This window comes from Tunturibacter psychrotolerans, assembly GCF_040359615.1.
GTDB classification, from domain to species: domain Bacteria; phylum Acidobacteriota; class Terriglobia; order Terriglobales; family Acidobacteriaceae; genus Edaphobacter; species Edaphobacter psychrotolerans.
Genome location: NZ_CP132942.1, coordinates 3,199,517 through 3,216,005, shown reverse-complemented (window position 1 = coordinate 3,216,005; position 16,489 = coordinate 3,199,517). Strand labels below are relative to the sequence as shown.

Here is a 16,489-nt window from a genome sequence, read left to right as displayed (position 1 = left end):
TTGCTGACCTCAATGCAAGCTATACACCATTCATCGTTGGCATCACGACATCCGTCAGCAAGTTAGTCTGGTGCCTTCTGCTTGGCAGCCTGGAGCGTCAGTAGCGGGGTCTGAATATGGGATAGCGTTGAATAGGTTCATCTGTAATACGACCGCGAACATCTTGGCGATCTCCTCTTCGTCATCAACTACGAAGGCACAGGGCTGTTCTTCGAACGGATTTTCATGGACCCTACCAATAACCAATCAACAAAGACCTGTCGTCCCGGCGGGCGACGCTTCAACGGCTTCATATCAACACTCTTTCCCGCAGTCAAAAAGCAGATGTTCTTGAAGTCTCGTCTAAGCATTCTCTTAGATCACTCTGACCTTCCCCGCACAGCCTCTAACTGCGAGGGCGAGCGGCCATTTGGAACATCGTCCTGTATCGAATTAGGAATCTACTCCCGTCTGCATCAGTCGAATCGTCCAAGTTTCTTAGGTGTCTCAAGAACGGCGGACGTCGATGTTTCCCTTAACGAAGGCTCCATCCGCGATCGATATCCTCGATACGATTGCATCGCCGCTCATCGACCCCTCACTGCGGATGTCGAGGTGATCGCTTGCCTGACAATTTCCGCGAACCTGTCCAAGTACCACAATTTTACTTGATATCAGCATTGCTGCCGTTTGGCCGCTTCTCCCCACAGTAATCGTCTGACCAGGTAGTGCAACGGAACCTTCGACTCTGCCATCGATATGCATAGCCTCCAAGCCTGTGACCTCTCCCCTAATTACTAGAGACTTGCCTATCAAAGTCCGACTTACATTCGCTTCCATCATCACTATTGCCCCTCTGAGTTAGAATCCAGTTCCGGCGTCTGCACCGCTGGTGACCTTCACAGTATCCGGACTATCCTCAGCTAGACATAACACTTTCGTGCTCAGATGCGAGCCTCGTTCAATCATCCATGCGGCGACAAATCATCATCCTTGCCCAGTCATCATTACCCGCCCGGGTGAAGGACTTTGTGCTGACTGACATCGTCACCATCTCCGGTCTTCAAGCTGCGAAACACGATCGTCGAAGCAATCGTCAATATTCCAAGAGAGATGAGTGCTTTATGAATGCCCTCGATCATCTCTGTTTTGTTGCTGTGCGTGCTGGGGATAAAGAATGCAGTCGCCAACCCTGCGATAGCAACCCCGAAGCTGATTGACATCTGTTGCATAGTGCTCGCTATAGAGCTGGCGCTGCTGGTGTCCTGGTCTGCGATATCCGCGTAGACCAGGGTATTCATGCTCGTGTACTGCAACGATGTAAAGGCCCCATAGAGGAAGGCCTGCAGGATGATCACCCACACGGGCGTTCGGGGGCCTATCGTGGCAAACGCAATAAGAAGAAATCCGAGAATTAGAGTATTGGAGATCAGTACACCGCGATATCCTACCCGTCTCAAGAGTCGCGGCATAACGGTCTTCATACTCATAGCGGCGATTGCTTGTGGCATGACGAGGAGCCCGGATTCAATTGGAGTGAACCCCAGCCCGACTTGATAAAGCAGAGGCAGAAGGAACGGTACTCCACCAATTCCCAGCCGGGTAAAAAAGCTGCCGCTCACCGCGGCTCTAAATGTACGGATAGTGAATAGCTTAAGCTGTAACAGAGGAAATGTGAGTTTTTTGGCGTGAACTCCGTAACCGGCAAGCAGGAGTGCAGATAGCACCAGCAAGCCTGACATCTCTCGAGCGCTCAGCGTGTGCTCTCCAAAGATCTCCAGTATGTAGGAGAGCAGCGCGATTCCGGATCCAAAAAGAATAAGACCGACCACGTCGAGCCGATGAGAAATCTCTTCCCGATAGTCTGGCAAATGGATGTAAACGAGGATAAGTCCTACGACTCCAATCGGGATATTCAGGAAGAAGATGAATCTCCAGTGGAGATAACCAACGATTAGGCCTCCCGCAATAGGTCCCAGCATCGGAGCAACCAGGGCTGGGATGGAAACGAAACTCATCGTGCGCAAGAGGTCGGCCTTGGCAAAAGTTCGCACGAGTGTAAGCCTGCCCACAGGCACCATCATTGCGCCGCCGCAACCCTGCAGGATACGACAAGCAACGAGCAGATGAATGCTGCCGGATATGCCACAGAGGAAAGAGCCCACGGTAAAAAGACCGATTGCTGATGCAAACACGCGTCGAGTTCCGAACCGATCAGCCATCCACCCACTGATTGGGATAAATACGGCGAGACTAAGGGTATAGCTTGCCAGCACGGCTTTCATGCTGAGCGGGGCGACACCGAGGGCTGCGGAGATCGCCGGGACCGCAGTGTTTAGGATGGTGGTATCTAAGGACTCCATGAAAAATGCTACCGCCACGAGCCAGGGCAAGAGACGCTTAGACGATGCGGAGAGGTTCGCTACAGCAGATTGAGGTGCCATCGTATCTCCCATCGCTACGCTCTCCTCAGATCAGCTGCTAGTGTGATGCAAGAATGTCTCATCATCCTCTATCCTAAGGTTCGACGACCAGGTTGACTTGCCCCTCCAAACTCCCCAGACACTCCGTGAATCTCACACGTTTGAGATGTTCTGAGAGACTGTTCCGACTTGACTGTTCGCGTGATCAGAGCGGAAATGGGACTGCCGCAGAGAGGGCGGACTCATGGAGGAAGCATCACCACAGACCGACACCGCCGCTTTGATTCGTAGCCTCCCCACTCTTTCCGAAAGCTCGCTTGGTAGAACTATGGAGGGACAACTTTGGTAAACCGCCGGGGCTGGTTCGCCCGGAACTCCTGTTGCCCATTCTTGCGTACAGAGTCCAGGAAAGGGCTTACGGGGGTCTTTCCCCGAAAGCTAGTGCGAGGTCGCAGACAATCGCAACCTCGCTTAGACCTCAGAGTCGCTCTAGGGATGAAGCAAGGCAGCGGTTCAAATCAGGAACAAAACTAGTTCGGGAGTGGAGGGAAAAGACACAACGAGGTCACCCTCGGTGACGAGGGTTATCACTACATGGGAAAAATCTACAAGAGTCTTTCTCCGATCGCGTGTGAGATCACTGGGACGCGCTGGTCTGGTCCGGCCTTTTTCGGGACGAAGAAGGTGAAGGCTTCGTGACCTCGGCTAAAACCGCAATTCGTTGTGCCATTTACACCCGAAAATCTTCTGAAGAAGGGCTGGAACAGTCTTTCAACTCCCTCCATGCCCAGCGAGAGGCCTGCGAAGCTTACGTCTTGAGCCAGCGTCATGAGGGATGGCAGCTTCTGGCAAATCAATACGACGATGGCGGATTCTCTGGAGGCAACATGGAGCGGCCAGGACTCAAGAAGCTGATCGCCGACATCGCCTCCGGCAAGATCGACACTGTAGTCGTCTACAAGGTAGATCGCCTCACTCGCGCACTGTCCGACTTCGCCAAGATAGTGGATGCCTTTGATAAACAGGGCGTGAGCTTCGTCTCCGTCACTCAACAGTTCAATACGACAACCTCCATGGGTCGGCTTACTCTCAATGTACTGCTCTCCTTCGCACAATTCGAGCGTGAGGTCACCGGAGAAAGGATCAGGGACAAAGTTGCAGCCTCGAAGAAGAAGGGCATGTGGATGGGGGGCCATGTGCCAAAGGGGTACGACAGGGCGGAGGGAAAACCGATCGTCAACGCCGAGGAGGCGACAGCTGTCCGAAATATCTTCCTCGCATATCTTGAGTGTGGATGCGTGCGGAAGCTCGCAGAACATCTGAAACACTCTGGCATTCGCAGCAAAAGATGGACCAGTTCCACAGGCCGCCAACGAGGAGGTGCGGTCCTCTCACGCGGCTCCCTTTACCACACGCTCAACAATCCGATCTATATCGGGAAGATCGCTCATCAAGGAAAGCTTCACGACGGCCAACACGAGCCAATCTTAGATCTTCAGTTATGGAACCGGGTCGCGGCGATGCTTAAAGAAAATCGGGTTGCTCGACGAACACAAAGCAATCTTCCTTCGGGCCGGCTATTACATGGAAAATTAGTGAGTTCAGATGGCCAAAGATATACACCAACTCACGCAGCGAAGAAGGGGAGGCGCTATTTTTACTACATCCTCAACGGCTCCGGCCGCGGTTCATCGGCGAACATCATCAAACGACTGCCTGCGGACGAACTGGAGGGACGTGTTCTTTCCTCAATTGGCTCTTTCCTTGAAGATTCTCTGCGACTCTCAGGGTATTTTGAAACACTCGACGTGCGGGAACTGCGCTTGTTGACGTCAGCCGCGAAGCATCGTGCAGCTCAACTCGCGGAGACCGCTCATGCAGACACACGGGATTTCGTCTCTCGGATCGTCCAGAAGATCATCGTCGAAAAGAATGAGTTGTGTATCTTTTTGAGCGGAGAGCAGCTATTCAAGAGTTTTCTTGGGGACGTGCGTCCAGGCGATTCGCTCGTCGAAATTCAGCTGCGTGAACCGATATCGTTCGCACGGCGCGGAAGTGCAGTCAAATTGATCTTGTCGAACGGTGACGGCAAGAGCGACGCTCCAATCGCTTCCCTGGTACGCGCTGTCGTTCAGGCGAGAACATGGTCGGACTGGATCGTCTCCGGGAAGGTGAGGAACTTGGAGCAGCTTGCGGCCAAAGCCGGCCTCAACAAACGCTACGCCTCTCGAATTCTTCGATTAGCGGCCCTCTCTCCGACGCTCTACGAAGCGATTCTCACTGGAAACCACTCACCCTTACTGACCGTATCCGCTATTACTAAGGATCTTCCTCTTCAATGGGGGGCACAACGCATATCAAAACAGATGAAGCTGCACTCTGAGAACCCGACAACAGATCTTGACCAGCGGTAGAAGCGTACCCTTCCAGCCCCAAACTGACGTTGTCGAGTTCATCCGAGGAACCAAGTCCTCATGGGATACAGTCTCCTCTTTCGAGAGGACCTACTTATCCCATTTCTCGTCATTGATCGCTATGGGTGCTGATAGCGAAGGCTCAACAGAATCCACACTACCGAAGCCTTCTTGAAGACAATGCTCGACGCAAATTTGCTGCCTCTGCACAGTACTAAGGTGCGCAAATAGAAGATTGACTGAAATGCGTATTTCGGATGAAGCTGAACCAATACCCGCATCACTCCTACCGAGTATCGCCGCCACATCCTGCTGTAGCCCGAAGTCTATGAAAGGCAAAAAGCAAGCGGGCGGTGAATCACTCCGCAGCGTATCGATCCGTACCGTCGCCAGGTTATCGCATGAATGGACCTTAGGCGATAACGGTTTCGTGCCGTCATCAAGCTACCGATCGCAGTGCGCGGAGCGCTCACACACTTGCTTGCTGAACCGTTTACAATTGAACGATATCGTTTCGTCCCGAATGTTTCATAGTCCGAGGACCACGTGGGGTAGTTTCGACTGTGCGATGGTCGTGTATTAGTCGTGCGATGTCCAGAAGTTGATTCCGATCTCGTTCCTGTTGGGGTCGCCAGATCCAGTGCTTCCCCGATAACAGTTTCCTTCCGTCAATCGAACTGAAGCCTAAAGCTTCAGTCCACTGTCAGAACGAGAATGGTTGTGTCGTCGAACTGTTCGACACCCGCTGACCATTCGGCAAGATACTGAGATAGGTGTGCACAGATCTCTTGTGCCGTCGCCCTCTTCGGCAGGGATCTGCAGCGTTCCGCCAGCCTCTCTTCACCGAATTCCTCCCCTTTCGAATTCAGCGCGTCTATCAATCCGTCGCTGTACACAACGATGGTACAACCCTTAGAGACCGTGAGTTGAAACTCCTGATAAAGTGCGTCCGCGAATAGACCTATTGGCAAATCACCATTCAGGAGCGCAGTGACTTCGCCGGCCTCTGAGATGAAGATGGGTCGACAATGCCCGGCGTTGACATACCGTAACAGTCCACTGCAGGAGTCATATTCTCCGTAAAACATGGTGGCGTATCGGTTGTCGCCAAAACGTCCACAGAGATCACGATTGAGCAACGCAGCGAACGCGGAAGGTGAGGGCCGCTCGGTCGGTTGATCCAGCGTAAGCATTCTGCCGTGTGCGACCGCCTGAAGATGCGCCATCATCAATGCAGCCGACATTCCCTTGCCGCTGACATCAGCGCAGAGCAGCCCAACCGAGCTGGTGTTGCAGGAAAAGAAATCATAAAGATCACCGCTCACGATACGGGCGGGTGTGGTGCAGCCCCACACTGTCGCGCCTGATAGGACGGGCGCAGAGCGGGGATAAAGATATTGCTGTACCTCGCGGGCCAATGTCAGATCTCGCTCCAGAGCAATACGTTGATTCTCCTGCTCGTACTGAGTGTCAAGATGAGAGGTCATTGCATTGAACGAAGCTATTAGTGATCCAAGTTGGTCGTGTTCGGTGAGCGGAATCCTGATCGAAAAATCACCCATCCCGACGAGATGCGCAGCGTGGCTCAATGCGTCAATTACCGTGACGATGCGTTTGCTCAGGCGGAGAGAAAACCACATACCGCATGCATAGGCGAGACCCAGGGCGAAGGCGATTGTGATCATAGGAGAAACCCAAGATGCCCTACGCAAACCCATACGGCTCAGGTCCTCTATGGTCCGTGCATAGCTGGGCCGAATCTGGCAGATCACCCAGCTTTCTGATGCTCCGGTCTCCCAATTTCGCGCGACAACTACGACAGGAATCGGCCGCGACGAACCCGGCATAAAGTTGGCTTTGATCTCTCCAGCAATTCCCTCATCGCGCCGGTATGGACGCAGCAGCACGGGTGTGCTGTTTACGATCTCCAAGCCCGAGGCGTTTGCCAATTGATTTAAGAACGATTCACCAAGAGGAATTTTGACAAGAATCCTTACGAAACAATCCCTGCGTTTCGCCGTGCGCATGAAGCGGATTTCGGCACTGTCCCGATCTTCAACAACACCGGCGAAGGACGTTGCATTAAGCCACAGCGGACCCGCGTTATGGAGGGCTTTCGTCGACAGGGTGGTAAAGGTGCTTTGACTGCCCGGCCATATGGCATTCAACTGTTCGGTAAAAGCTGTAAGTGGAGCGGAATCGGAGACGTACTTGCATCCCTGCACCTTGTCGAGAACGGGATCCACCAGCCCCTTGCGGCTTTCGACGATAACCTTAATTCGTTCCTCAATCAGGTACGCGCTCTCTCGCCGTATCAGCACATTCAGGACTGCCATCGAAAAGCAGGTCACCATGATTACCGAGACCACGCTGGAGAGCGAAAAAAGGATCAGGATTTTCCAACGGACTGTGGTCCAAAAAGTTCCTAGCTTCAAAGATTTTTCACCTGTTGCCATGCGATGCTTTATTCGGCGCGCCAACACGCAAATCTCATGAGATTGAATCGTGATGGTGTTTCCGGTTTATGTTCGGAAGGAGCACCATCCCTTCGGAGTTCGCCTGCCGGCATTCGTCCGTCAAGTTCCTGCGGCTGAGCGACTGCAACTTCGCACCTCCCAGTTTTCATCCCTCTTCGGATCGCGAACGACGCCACGAACCGTTTGACCCTGCGCCAGCAGATGGCCCGCAAGTCGGCCTCCTATACGTCCAGTTATTCCTGTAATGGCAATCATCTTTTTCTCTTCTTTGAGGCTAAATAAGAGTCTGCGAATGAGATTTTGCAAAAACGCAATCTTTACAGGATCTCGCCCTAAAATCTCGACATTGAGTGATCGACAAGCTTGTCATGGGTTACCCCTTCCCGGCATGCGGGCCGCCATCAGATGAACGATTTCTCCATTTATAAAGGGCTCGCGTTCGAGTTAAACCAACAGTTCTGCAATCTCTCCCACGTTGCCAATCGCTTGAGAGGACTCAGCTCCTCCAGGAACTCATGCGTCTCCGGAAGATTCAGGGCGCTTAATGCCGGGAAGTTGGACTCGACAACTGAGACCTAGAGAACTCAGATCCGAGGAGATTCGAATTTAATGGCTTCAATATTTTCAATAAGCTGTACTTGGATTTCAACTCAGAAGCCGGGCTTGTCTGTTCATGTAGGACTCTAGAAACTCTGCTGACACTACGTTCGCTCCAGAATCAATACCTTCGAGGGCGCGTCAAAAGAAGAGCAACGACTTAAGGAAGCCTAGAGCTATTGGCCTTCAGGAAGCAAAGTGTAACCGAGCAATTGGTCTGGTTCGCACCCTAAAGGCCATTCGCGCTGTGCCGTATTCCGTTGTCCTGCCTTCCTGCAAGTCTATGAGGCAAACTCGCGACGATACTGACCAGGCGTAAGCCCTCGACGAGTTTTGAAAATTTGGGTGAAGTGAGCCTGGCTTGCAAACCCACACTCGCTCGCGATATCGATCAGACGGGGGCCCTTGTCGCGTAGCAGACCTTCCGCCTTCGCCACTCGCAGTTCGAGCAGGTACTGATGCGGGGTCATGCCAGTAGACGCACGGAAGGAGCGCAAAAGATGTGTCGAGCTGTAGTTTGCTTCGCGTGCCATGGCTGTCAGCGAAATGTCCCGATGTAAGTTGGATTCCATCCAATCACGAAGACGCCTCAGCAACCGGGGATGCATCACGCGAGGCGCGGGCGCCTCCGGGGAGAAGTCGCTGGATGCAAGGGCGAGATAACGGCTGACAAGGGCTTGTACAAGGGATTCCGCATACATCCGCCCCGCAGGGCCACCAGCTTCCATTTCCTCCGATAGCAGGTTGACAATGTGTCCGGTAGCGCGGTCACGAATACCGGTTTTGAAGAGCAACTCCAGCGTCTGTCCCTCGCGCTCTTCCATCGCGATCGTCTGTACGACGGCGTCTTCGACCGCACAGCTGATGAGCTCGGAAGATGAGCACAGCCGTATTGCCGGAATCATCCCGAGAGGAACCAACGTGAGCGCACCGGGCGGCTTTATGAACGACAGCACGCTGCCATGGGCGGTCTTGCCTTCAAAGAAGGCAGGACGCTTTCCTAACGCGGAGATTAGATGCCAGCGGCTGATGCCGAGCACCCGTTCTCCCGGCGTCATGGCATGCTTCTCTATGAAGAAGCCCTTCCAGGGGAGTGACTCGCTGGTCCCGAGCATCTGTGCGCCGGATGGGAGCAGGCCGTCAAGCTGCGAAGAAGTACGCTCTGCCATGTCCATGCAGCTTAGATGCGGTCGCATCTTGTTCGACTCAAGGGCGAGATTCTGTGGCGAGATCTTATAAAGATCGCAGTTTTGCAAAATATTATTTTGAAATTCTTGGCTACCTTCAAGTAGTGAAGAAACATGACTGCCGTCACGAGAACATTCTGAGTTCCCAAGCATTCAGGTTTCTAATTCACTCTGCTCATAATTAGCAGGCACATAATCAGGAAAATACTCATGAAGATTGGTTTTATAGCTTATCCCGCCTCAGGCCATCTCTATCCGATGACGGCCCTCGCCCGCAAACTACAATCACGTGGACACGAAGTGATATGCATCGGTGTTCCGGATACCGAACCTATCGTTCGGGCTGCAGGCTTGACCTTTGTCCCGTATTGCGAGGAAGAATTTCCTACGGGATCGCTCACCGAAGCCTATGCGCCTGTGGCGAAGATGCAAGGTATGGAGGTCGTGGCCTATACATCCGAAAAAATATTCGCGCCTCTCACTCGGGCAGCCTTAAAGCATCTTCCGCAAACATTGGAACAAACAGGCGTTGAGGCCCTGGTGATCGATACCATTCACTTTTTCCTTGAATTAGTTCCTATCAATATGGGCATTCCTTACGCCCAGGTTTGCTGTGCTATGCCCCTTGACTTATCGGGAACGACGCCGCCATTTATCTTCAACTGGCCACACGAGACAACCCCGGAGGCGTTGACCAGGAACATCGAGGGAGTGCACCAGGCCGTACAGACACTGTTGCCGGTACTAGCCGAGGCGACGCACTACGCCGACAGCACCGATCTCAGAAGCAATTGGCAGGAGCCCGGATCAACTCTGTCCAAGCTGGCTGTCATTACCCAGACTCCAAAGGAGTTCGACTTCCCCGGCATTCCCTGGCCTTCTCAATTTCACTATGCTGGTCCGCTTCACGATGGCGAAGGTCGCGAGCCGGTAGCTTTTCCCTGGGAAAAATTGAATGGCAAGCCTCTGATCTACGCCTCATTGGGAACCCTGGTCAACGGCTTGGACCATGCCTACACCGCGATACTTGAGGCTTCGAACGAACTTCCAGAGGTTCAGCTTGTCCTTTCAGTGGGACATTCCATCAATCCCGATGATCTGCGTCCAATTCCACCGCACGCAATCATCGTTCGCACAGCCCCCCAGCTCCAACTCTTGAAGCGTGCCGCACTTTGCATAACCCATGCAGGACTGAATACAACACTTGAAGCGTTGGCCCAGGGAGTGCCGATGGTCGCTCTTCCAATCGGCTATGACCAGCCCGGCGTGGCTGCAAGAATCGAACATCACGGAGTAGGGAGATGTCTGGAGGTTGCGGCGCTCACCGGCAAACAGATGTTAATGGCGATCCGGAAAGTGCTGGAGAATCCGAGTTACCGCGCAAGGGCCCAGTACTTCCAAAAGGTCATAAAACGAACCCGCGGATTGAAAGTTGCTGCCGACCGGATCGAGGAGGCATTTGAAAACGGAACAACCTTTCCGTGATGTCACGACTTACAAGATCACGCTCCACGCTACGGACACTCCTTGCTTCGCAAGTCAAACCCGCGCCCTGAGAACGATCTAAATCTAACAACTATGTCGTGAAGTCACAAAATCCGGGAAAATATAGTTGACATCGTCAAACAATTAATTGATATTAGCATATATCCTTTCACAAAGGAAGTTGCATGCTCCAAGCGACCACCCCCATCGCCGAATCCCAGATCGCAGCCGTCCGCGCCTTCAATCGGTTTTATACCCACATCATCGGGACGCTTCGCGAAGGACTCCTCAATAGCGAATACTCCTTAAGCGAAGCCCGCGTTCTCTATGAACTCGCCACCCGTCTCAAAAGCACTGCCAGGGAAATCGCCAGGGACCTTGAACTCGATCCTGGCTATCTGAGTCGCATCCTGCGCAAGTTTGAAGATGTGGGTCTGCTAAGCCGCAAGGCATCTGTTGAAGATGGCCGTCAGTCCATTCTCAAGCTCACAAGACAAGGCAAGGCCGCCTTCTCCGAACTCGACCAGCGATCGAACGACGAAGCCCAGCACCTGCTCGAGCGCCTTTCCGACAAAGAACGTATTGAATTTCTCCACGGTATGCGCTCCATCGAGAATGCATTGGACGCCAGGTCGTCACGCGCCCCCTACATCCTCCGCCAGCATCGTCCCGGAGACATGGGCTGGGTGGTGCACCGCCACGGCGTCATCTACACCCAGGAGTTGGGATGGACCCCGGACTTTGAGGCAGTAGTGGCACGCATCGTGGCCGATTTCATTGACAACTTTGACCCCAAACGCGAACGCTGCTGGATAGCCGAGCGCGACGGAGAGATCGCAGGCAGCGTCTTCCTGGTACGGCACCCTGAAGAAAAGGACACAGCCAAGCTGCGCTTGCTGCTCGTCGAGACGAGCGCCAGAGGTCTCGGCCTCGGCAAGGCCTTGGTAGACGAGTGCACATACTTCGCGCGCGCTGCAGGCTACAAGAAAATTACACTTTGGACACATGACGTACTCACCGCTGCGAGACACATCTATAGCGAGGCAGGTTACAAACTCGTTAAGGAGGAACCCCGCCACAGCTTCGGTGTCGACGTCATCAGCGAAACCTGGGATCTAACGCTCTAAAGGAAGAGCGGGAGTCGCTCTTCAACCGTGGCATATCCCAGGACGAGCGATACAAACCAGGTTCTTACTTCGAAATGGAATTGAGGTATCTGTCGGATGCAAAACCGCTCGGCTAGGATTGGCCGGACACAATGCGATTCGTCGAAGTTCTATAAACACCTAATTATTCATATCCCAAGTCATCCAGCTTATCCGCCAGCGCCCAATCCGTTCATAATCTCCGTGGGTAAGAGTCTGATGCCATTCCTCAGCACTAACCCGCGCTGGAGGCTAGGTTCGTAACTTCTGATGGACAACACAGCATTACTCGCTCTGGAACCACGAAGATATGCCGGCGTGCCCAGAAGGCATAGTGGCTTGTTCGAGAACCAAATTCCGATGTCGATGGCTATACCTTGACCTCTAAAGGAGAAAAAGAGTTTCTGAGACTTGGGGTCGATATGAAGGGACTGCGGGCGACGCGGAGACGGTTCGCCAGCCAATGCATCGACTGGAGCGAAAGACGTCCTCATCTGGGCGGGGCGGTGGGTGCTGCGATCTTTACCTTGGCTCTAAAGCGGAAATGGGTAAACCGAGACCAACTTTACGCGCGGGAGATCGCGGTCGAGGTCAACCGTCTAATAGAAGTGCGGGGCGAGAGATCCAAACTTAGCCCTGAGAAGGTGGGACATCGGCTGAGGAAGTTGGGTCTGCCCACTCGGCGGTTGAGTCAGGCCGGCAATGGCTTGGTCATGGACAAAGAGACTAGGACGCGACTTCAGATGCTGTCTGCGATGTACGTTAGAGAGGATCAGCTCGCCGTCACCGAAAACCTCCACAGCTTGCAAGCAACAGAAAATAAGGAAGTTGGGGAGGTTATGTAGGTTTTGTAGGTTTATAGCACCCACGTCGGAGAAGCTTTCCCTAAGTCATCTAAAATGAGTGGCTTTCACCTTATGAGGTTTTGACTTTCACATTAAACTTTCACATTATGCGTAAACCCACATTCGGCCAAGGCCTGTAGCTCTCTCGGATACTTCTCCCGAATAAATCTTTTCAGAAGCTGTTGCAATTCGCTTTTTATTCGCTACAATCTCCGCATGGCTATAACACGGCGGCAAAAAGAGGTTATCGACTTCCTCTCCAGCTTCACGCAGAAGAACGGCTACTCTCCTTCCTACGAGGAGATTGCCAGCGGCCTGGGCCTGAGCTCTCTTGCCACCGTGCACAAACACATCACCAATCTCCAGAACAAGGGCCTGCTCCAGCGCGCGCACAATCGCAGTCGCTCTATCGATGTGCTCCCGGTTCGCAGCGGCAAAAAAGGCTCCGACCGTCTCCCCCTGCTCGGCCGCATCGCCGCCGGCAAGCCCGTCGAAGCCATCGAGAGTGCCGAGAGCATCTCGCTCTCAGATATCATCGGCAATCGCGAAGTCTTCGCCCTCGAGGTTCGAGGCGACTCCATGCGCGACGAGCACATCGTCTCCGGCGACTACGTTTTGGTCGAGCGCACTCGCACCGCACGCGAAGGAGAGATTATCGTCGCTCTCATCGACGGATCCGACGCAACCCTCAAACGCTTCTACCGCGAAGGCAGCATGATCCGCCTGCAGCCTTCAAACACCGAAATGTCTCCCATCTACGCCCCTGCCGCAAACGTCAGCATCCAGGGCAAGGTCCTGGGTGTTCTCCGCAAATACGCATAGAATTCACAAATACCTCCCCTGCCGCACTGCTTTCTCCCTCCCAAGTCTTTACGTCTAAACGTCAATTCAGCAACTTCGCCACGTCTTTACCGTAAGCTTTTTCAGAGGCAACGGAACCGCACAGCGCTTTCCTGCGTAACCACACTTCGGAGACTCATTTCATCAGCACCAAGGGAGCAACCATTGGCCACGCAGCGTAAAAATAAACGGAAGACCTGGCTCTGGGCTGGCCTTACCGCCCTTGTCGTTGTCGTCGTTCTCGGCGTTGTCGCAGCCGCCCGCGGCAACACCACAAAGTTCGAGCCCTCGCAACTGGCCAAAGCAGAGCGAGGAGATATAGCCCGTTCTGTGGTTGCCACCGGCAAGGTCCAGCCCATCACCAAGGTCGAAGTCAAATCCAAAGCCTCGGGCATCGTCACACGTCTCGACACCGACATCAACGCCCAGGTAAAGCAAGGTCAGGTACTCGCCCAACTCGACCAACAGGAAATCCTCGATCAGGTTGCCGCTCAGAAAGCCCAGCTCGCCGCAGCCGAGTCCAACGCACGCGCCGCTGCGGCCTCCATCGACTACGACAAGGTCAACGCCGAAGCCCCCGATCTCCCCATGTACAAGCACACCTACGAGCGAAACCTCCAAATGTCCAAGGAGGGAGTCGTCTCCCAACAGGCGCTTGATGACGCCCAGCAGAAGTATCTCGCAGATCTCAACACACGCGACAAAGCCGTAGCCCAAATCACCGTGGATACCTCAAAGCTTCGCCAGGCCGAGGCCCAGGTAGCCCAGAACAAAGCCTCCCTCAAACAGCTTGAGGAGCAACTCGGCTACACCACAGTCACCTCCCCAATGGACGGCACCATCCTCTCCCGCGACGTGGAGATTGGGGACGCGGTCAGTTCCATTCTCGTCCTCGGCTCCACCGCCACCCTCGTCATGACCATCGGCGACACCAACCAGGTCTACGTGCAGGGTAAGGTCGACGAGTCTGACATCGGCAAGGTCTACCTCGGACAGGCAGCCCGCATCAAAGTCGAGTCCTTCAAAGACAAGACCTTCCAGGGTAAGGTCACCAAGATCGCCCCCCTCGGCGTCGAAAAAGATAACGTCACTACCTTCGAAGTCCGCGTCTCCATCGACAACCCGGGCGGCGAACTCAAAGCCAACATGACCGCGAACGCCGAGATCCTCCTCGAAGAGCACAAAAATGTCCTCACAGTTCCCGAACAGGCCGTCCTCTACGACAAGGACCGAAACGCCTCCGTCGAAGTCCCCGACCCCAAGCAGAAAACCGGCCGTCGAAAGATCGATATCAAGGCAGGCATCTCTAACGGCACAAAAACCGAGATTCTCGCTGGCCTCAATCCCGGGGACACCGTCATTCTTCAGCAATAGCAGGCAGGGCCAGTGACACCACCTAAAGTTCGCCGTTTGAGCGAACATAGATCGCAAGTAATATCTGTTGAGCTAACATCTAAACCGCAGTCACCAGAGTCGACATAAGGAACCATCATGACGATCAAATTACTCACCTCCACCGTCGCGATTCTCTCCCTGGCCGCAGCCTCCGCCTTTGCAGCAGACAGCAACTTCGAACGCACCCTTAGCGCCGGCGGCTCTCCCAACGTCTCGATCTCCACCGGCTCCGGCTACATCCGCCTCCATCCCGGCTCCGGAGATCAAATCCACATCATCGGTCACGTCCACTCCAGCCACGGTTGGATGAGCGGCGGCGGCGATGCCGATAGCCGCGTTCAACAGATCGTCAGCAATCCACCCATCGTCCAAAGCGGTAATGACGTCACCATCGGCGAGCGTCACAACAACGAACTCTTCCGCAACATCAGCATCGACTACGAGATCACCCTTCCCCGCGGCTCTGCCATCAACTCCACCACAGGCTCGGGCGACGTCGAAATTCAGGATGTCGGAGCCTCCGTCAAAGCTCAAAGCGGCTCCGGCAGCGTCCGCGTTCACGGAGTCCAGGGCATGACCAATCTCGGCACCGGCTCTGGAGACATCGAACTTGAGCAAAATGGTCCCGGTGACGTCAAAGCCGAAACCGGCAGTGGCAGTATCCGCCTCCACGGCATCGCCGGAGGCCTCAAGGCCAGCACCGGCTCCGGCGACATAGAAGCCGAAGGCCAACCCACCACCGACTGGAAAGTCTCAACCGGCAGCGGCAGCGTTCGCCTCTCCGTCGGCAACGCTCACTTCAACCTCGACGCCGACACTGGCTCCGGCAACATCAGCGTCGCCCAGCCCATGACCATGCAGGGCAGCCTCAATCGCCACCACGTCAGCGCCGTCGTAGGCGGCGGAGGCCCTACCATCCGCGTAGGCACCGGCTCCGGCGACATTCAAATTAAATAACTCTCCCCGGAATGAAAGAGCGGTGGCCGATTCAATCCGCGGCCACCGCTCTTATTTTTCGCCCACCAACCTAAGCAATAAGCGTCACCCTACCCACCCCAAGGTCATACACTCCACCAGCCACCTTCACGCCACTCTCCTTTATCGCCTTCGCGATCACCGTAGAGCTCTCCCGCACCAACCTCGTCTGAAACACCACATTCGCTTTCACAGCCTGAACCACATCTCCATGTGCATCGCGAACGCCCGGCATCAGATGCTGATACAGCACGCTAATCTGCCCCGGCACCTCTTTGCCCTCCACGGCCGCAGCGATCGCCCCGCAGTTCGTGTGTCCCAAGATCAGAACGGCCTTCAGACCCAGCGCAGCCACTCCATACTCAAGGGTCGCCATCACCTCCGGCGTCACAACATTCCCCGCCACGCGCGTCACAAACACATGCCCAATGCTCTGGTCGAACAGTATCTCCACCGGCACACGAGAATCAGCGCAAGCTAGCACTGCAGCAAACGGCTCCTGCTTCAACACCGTCTTCTCCTGCAAAATCTTGAGGTCCTCGGGAAACGAAGTAATCTTCCCAGCGATGTACCTTTCGTTTCCCGCAAGCAACTCCTGGATCGCGGTCTCACCCGTCATCCCCGTCTGCGCCCGCAGCAACCCACTACCGCCTGCCACCAGGCCAGCCGCCGCCGCTCCCGCAACAAACTGCCGCCGCGTCCACTCCCTCTCCATCGCTCGCCGCAT

Annotated in this window: 13 protein-coding genes and 1 pseudogene; 9 read left to right on the top strand and 5 right to left on the bottom strand. The window is 54.5% G+C overall.

Translation table 11 applies throughout. The annotated features are described in order from the left end of the window. Positions 1-486 precede the first annotated feature (486 nt). Both RBB77_RS13320 and RBB77_RS13315 read right to left on the bottom strand, forming a co-directional pair. The gene (locus RBB77_RS13320) at positions 487-819 is read right to left on the bottom strand and encodes a bactofilin family protein (RefSeq protein ID WP_353067625.1); all 333 of its coding nucleotides are present in this window, start codon (positions 817-819) and stop codon (positions 487-489) included. A 167-nt stretch (positions 820-986) separates the two neighbouring features. Beyond that, on the bottom strand, positions 987-2,435 hold the full coding sequence (locus RBB77_RS13315) for a DHA2 family efflux MFS transporter permease subunit (protein WP_353062237.1): 1,449 nt from the start codon (positions 2,433-2,435) through the stop codon (positions 987-989). A gap of 284 nt (positions 2,436-2,719) precedes the next feature. Here RBB77_RS13315 and RBB77_RS13310 point away from each other — a divergent pair, with 284 nt between their 5' ends. The 3 genes and pseudogenes from RBB77_RS13310 to RBB77_RS13300 all read left to right on the top strand — a co-directional run bounded on the left by RBB77_RS13310 (position 2,720) and on the right by RBB77_RS13300 (position 4,816). Beyond that, entirely contained in the window at positions 2,720-2,980 is a 261-nt protein-coding gene (locus tag RBB77_RS13310) for a DUF2924 domain-containing protein (protein WP_353062236.1), read from the top strand. Then, a pseudogene (locus tag RBB77_RS13305) lies at positions 2,973-3,101 on the top strand (DUF2924 domain-containing protein); the annotation flags it as partial. The gene RBB77_RS13310 and the pseudogene RBB77_RS13305, both read left to right, overlap by 8 nt. After that, positions 3,098-4,816 carry a recombinase family protein gene (locus tag RBB77_RS13300; protein WP_353062235.1) on the top strand — a complete coding sequence of 573 codons (1,719 nt, stop codon included), beginning with the start codon at positions 3,098-3,100 and terminating at the stop codon, positions 4,814-4,816. The pseudogene RBB77_RS13305 and the gene RBB77_RS13300, both read left to right, overlap by 4 nt. Before the next feature lie 692 nt (positions 4,817-5,508). On the opposite strand, the gene RBB77_RS13295 is transcribed toward RBB77_RS13300, so the two are convergent. Both RBB77_RS13295 and RBB77_RS13285 read right to left on the bottom strand, forming a co-directional pair. Then, entirely contained in the window at positions 5,509-7,272 is a 1,764-nt protein-coding gene (locus tag RBB77_RS13295; RefSeq protein WP_353062234.1) for a PP2C family protein-serine/threonine phosphatase, read from the bottom strand. Positions 7,273-8,171: 899 nt separating this feature from the next. After that, positions 8,172-9,059, bottom strand: coding sequence for an AraC family transcriptional regulator (locus RBB77_RS13285; RefSeq protein ID WP_353062232.1), 888 nt, complete (start codon positions 9,057-9,059; stop codon positions 8,172-8,174). A 276-nt stretch (positions 9,060-9,335) separates the two neighbouring features. Here RBB77_RS13285 and RBB77_RS13280 point away from each other — a divergent pair, with 276 nt between their 5' ends. From RBB77_RS13280 to RBB77_RS13255, 6 genes are all read left to right on the top strand, one after another. Next, entirely contained in the window at positions 9,336-10,562 is a 1,227-nt protein-coding gene (locus RBB77_RS13280; RefSeq protein ID WP_353062231.1) for a nucleotide disphospho-sugar-binding domain-containing protein, read from the top strand. A gap of 185 nt (positions 10,563-10,747) precedes the next feature. Next, a complete protein-coding gene (locus RBB77_RS13275; RefSeq protein WP_353062230.1) occupies positions 10,748-11,689 on the top strand; it encodes a bifunctional helix-turn-helix transcriptional regulator/GNAT family N-acetyltransferase in 942 nt (313 codons plus the stop codon). Positions 11,690-12,084: 395 nt separating this feature from the next. Continuing rightward, positions 12,085-12,552: a hypothetical protein gene (locus tag RBB77_RS13270; RefSeq protein WP_353062229.1), complete on the top strand. Its 468-nt coding sequence runs from the start codon at positions 12,085-12,087 to the stop codon at positions 12,550-12,552. 216 nt (positions 12,553-12,768) lie between these two features. Next, the gene (gene lexA, locus RBB77_RS13265) at positions 12,769-13,374 is read left to right on the top strand and encodes a transcriptional repressor LexA (RefSeq protein WP_183980682.1); all 606 of its coding nucleotides are present in this window, start codon (positions 12,769-12,771) and stop codon (positions 13,372-13,374) included. Positions 13,375-13,557: 183 nt separating this feature from the next. Beyond that, positions 13,558-14,766 (top strand): efflux RND transporter periplasmic adaptor subunit, encoded by a 1,209-nt coding sequence (locus RBB77_RS13260; protein ID WP_353062228.1) that lies wholly within the window; start codon positions 13,558-13,560, stop codon positions 14,764-14,766. A 117-nt stretch (positions 14,767-14,883) separates the two neighbouring features. Further along, the gene (locus tag RBB77_RS13255; RefSeq protein ID WP_353062227.1) at positions 14,884-15,744 is read left to right on the top strand and encodes a DUF4097 family beta strand repeat-containing protein; all 861 of its coding nucleotides are present in this window, start codon (positions 14,884-14,886) and stop codon (positions 15,742-15,744) included. 70 nt (positions 15,745-15,814) lie between these two features. Here RBB77_RS13255 and RBB77_RS13250 read toward each other — a convergent pair whose 3' ends face one another. Continuing rightward, positions 15,815-16,489, bottom strand: a complete 675-nt coding sequence (locus RBB77_RS13250; RefSeq protein ID WP_353062226.1) for a carbonic anhydrase — start codon at positions 16,487-16,489, stop codon at positions 15,815-15,817.

Excerpts from the sequence above, each read along its gene's own strand:
- RBB77_RS13285 (WP_353062232.1), bottom strand. The coding sequence starts at position 9,059 with ATGGCAGAGCGTACTTCTTCGCAGCTTGACGGCCTGCTCCCATCCGGC.
- RBB77_RS13275 (WP_353062230.1), top strand. The coding sequence starts at position 10,748 with ATGCTCCAAGCGACCACCCCCATCGCCGAATCCCAGATCGCAGCCGTC.
- RBB77_RS13280 (WP_353062231.1), top strand. The coding sequence starts at position 9,336 with ATGACGGCCCTCGCCCGCAAACTACAATCACGTGGACACGAAGTGATA.
- RBB77_RS13315 (WP_353062237.1), bottom strand. The coding sequence starts at position 2,435 with ATGGGAGATACGATGGCACCTCAATCTGCTGTAGCGAACCTCTCCGCA.
- RBB77_RS13320 (WP_353067625.1), bottom strand. The coding sequence starts at position 819 with ATGGAAGCGAATGTAAGTCGGACTTTGATAGGCAAGTCTCTAGTAATT.
- RBB77_RS13295 (WP_353062234.1), bottom strand. The coding sequence starts at position 7,272 with ATGGCAACAGGTGAAAAATCTTTGAAGCTAGGAACTTTTTGGACCACA.
- RBB77_RS13250 (WP_353062226.1), bottom strand. The coding sequence starts at position 16,489 with ATGCGGCGAGCGATGGAGAGGGAGTGGACGCGGCGGCAGTTTGTTGCG.
- lexA (WP_183980682.1), top strand. The coding sequence starts at position 12,769 with ATGGCTATAACACGGCGGCAAAAAGAGGTTATCGACTTCCTCTCCAGC.
- RBB77_RS13255 (WP_353062227.1), top strand. The coding sequence starts at position 14,884 with ATGACGATCAAATTACTCACCTCCACCGTCGCGATTCTCTCCCTGGCC.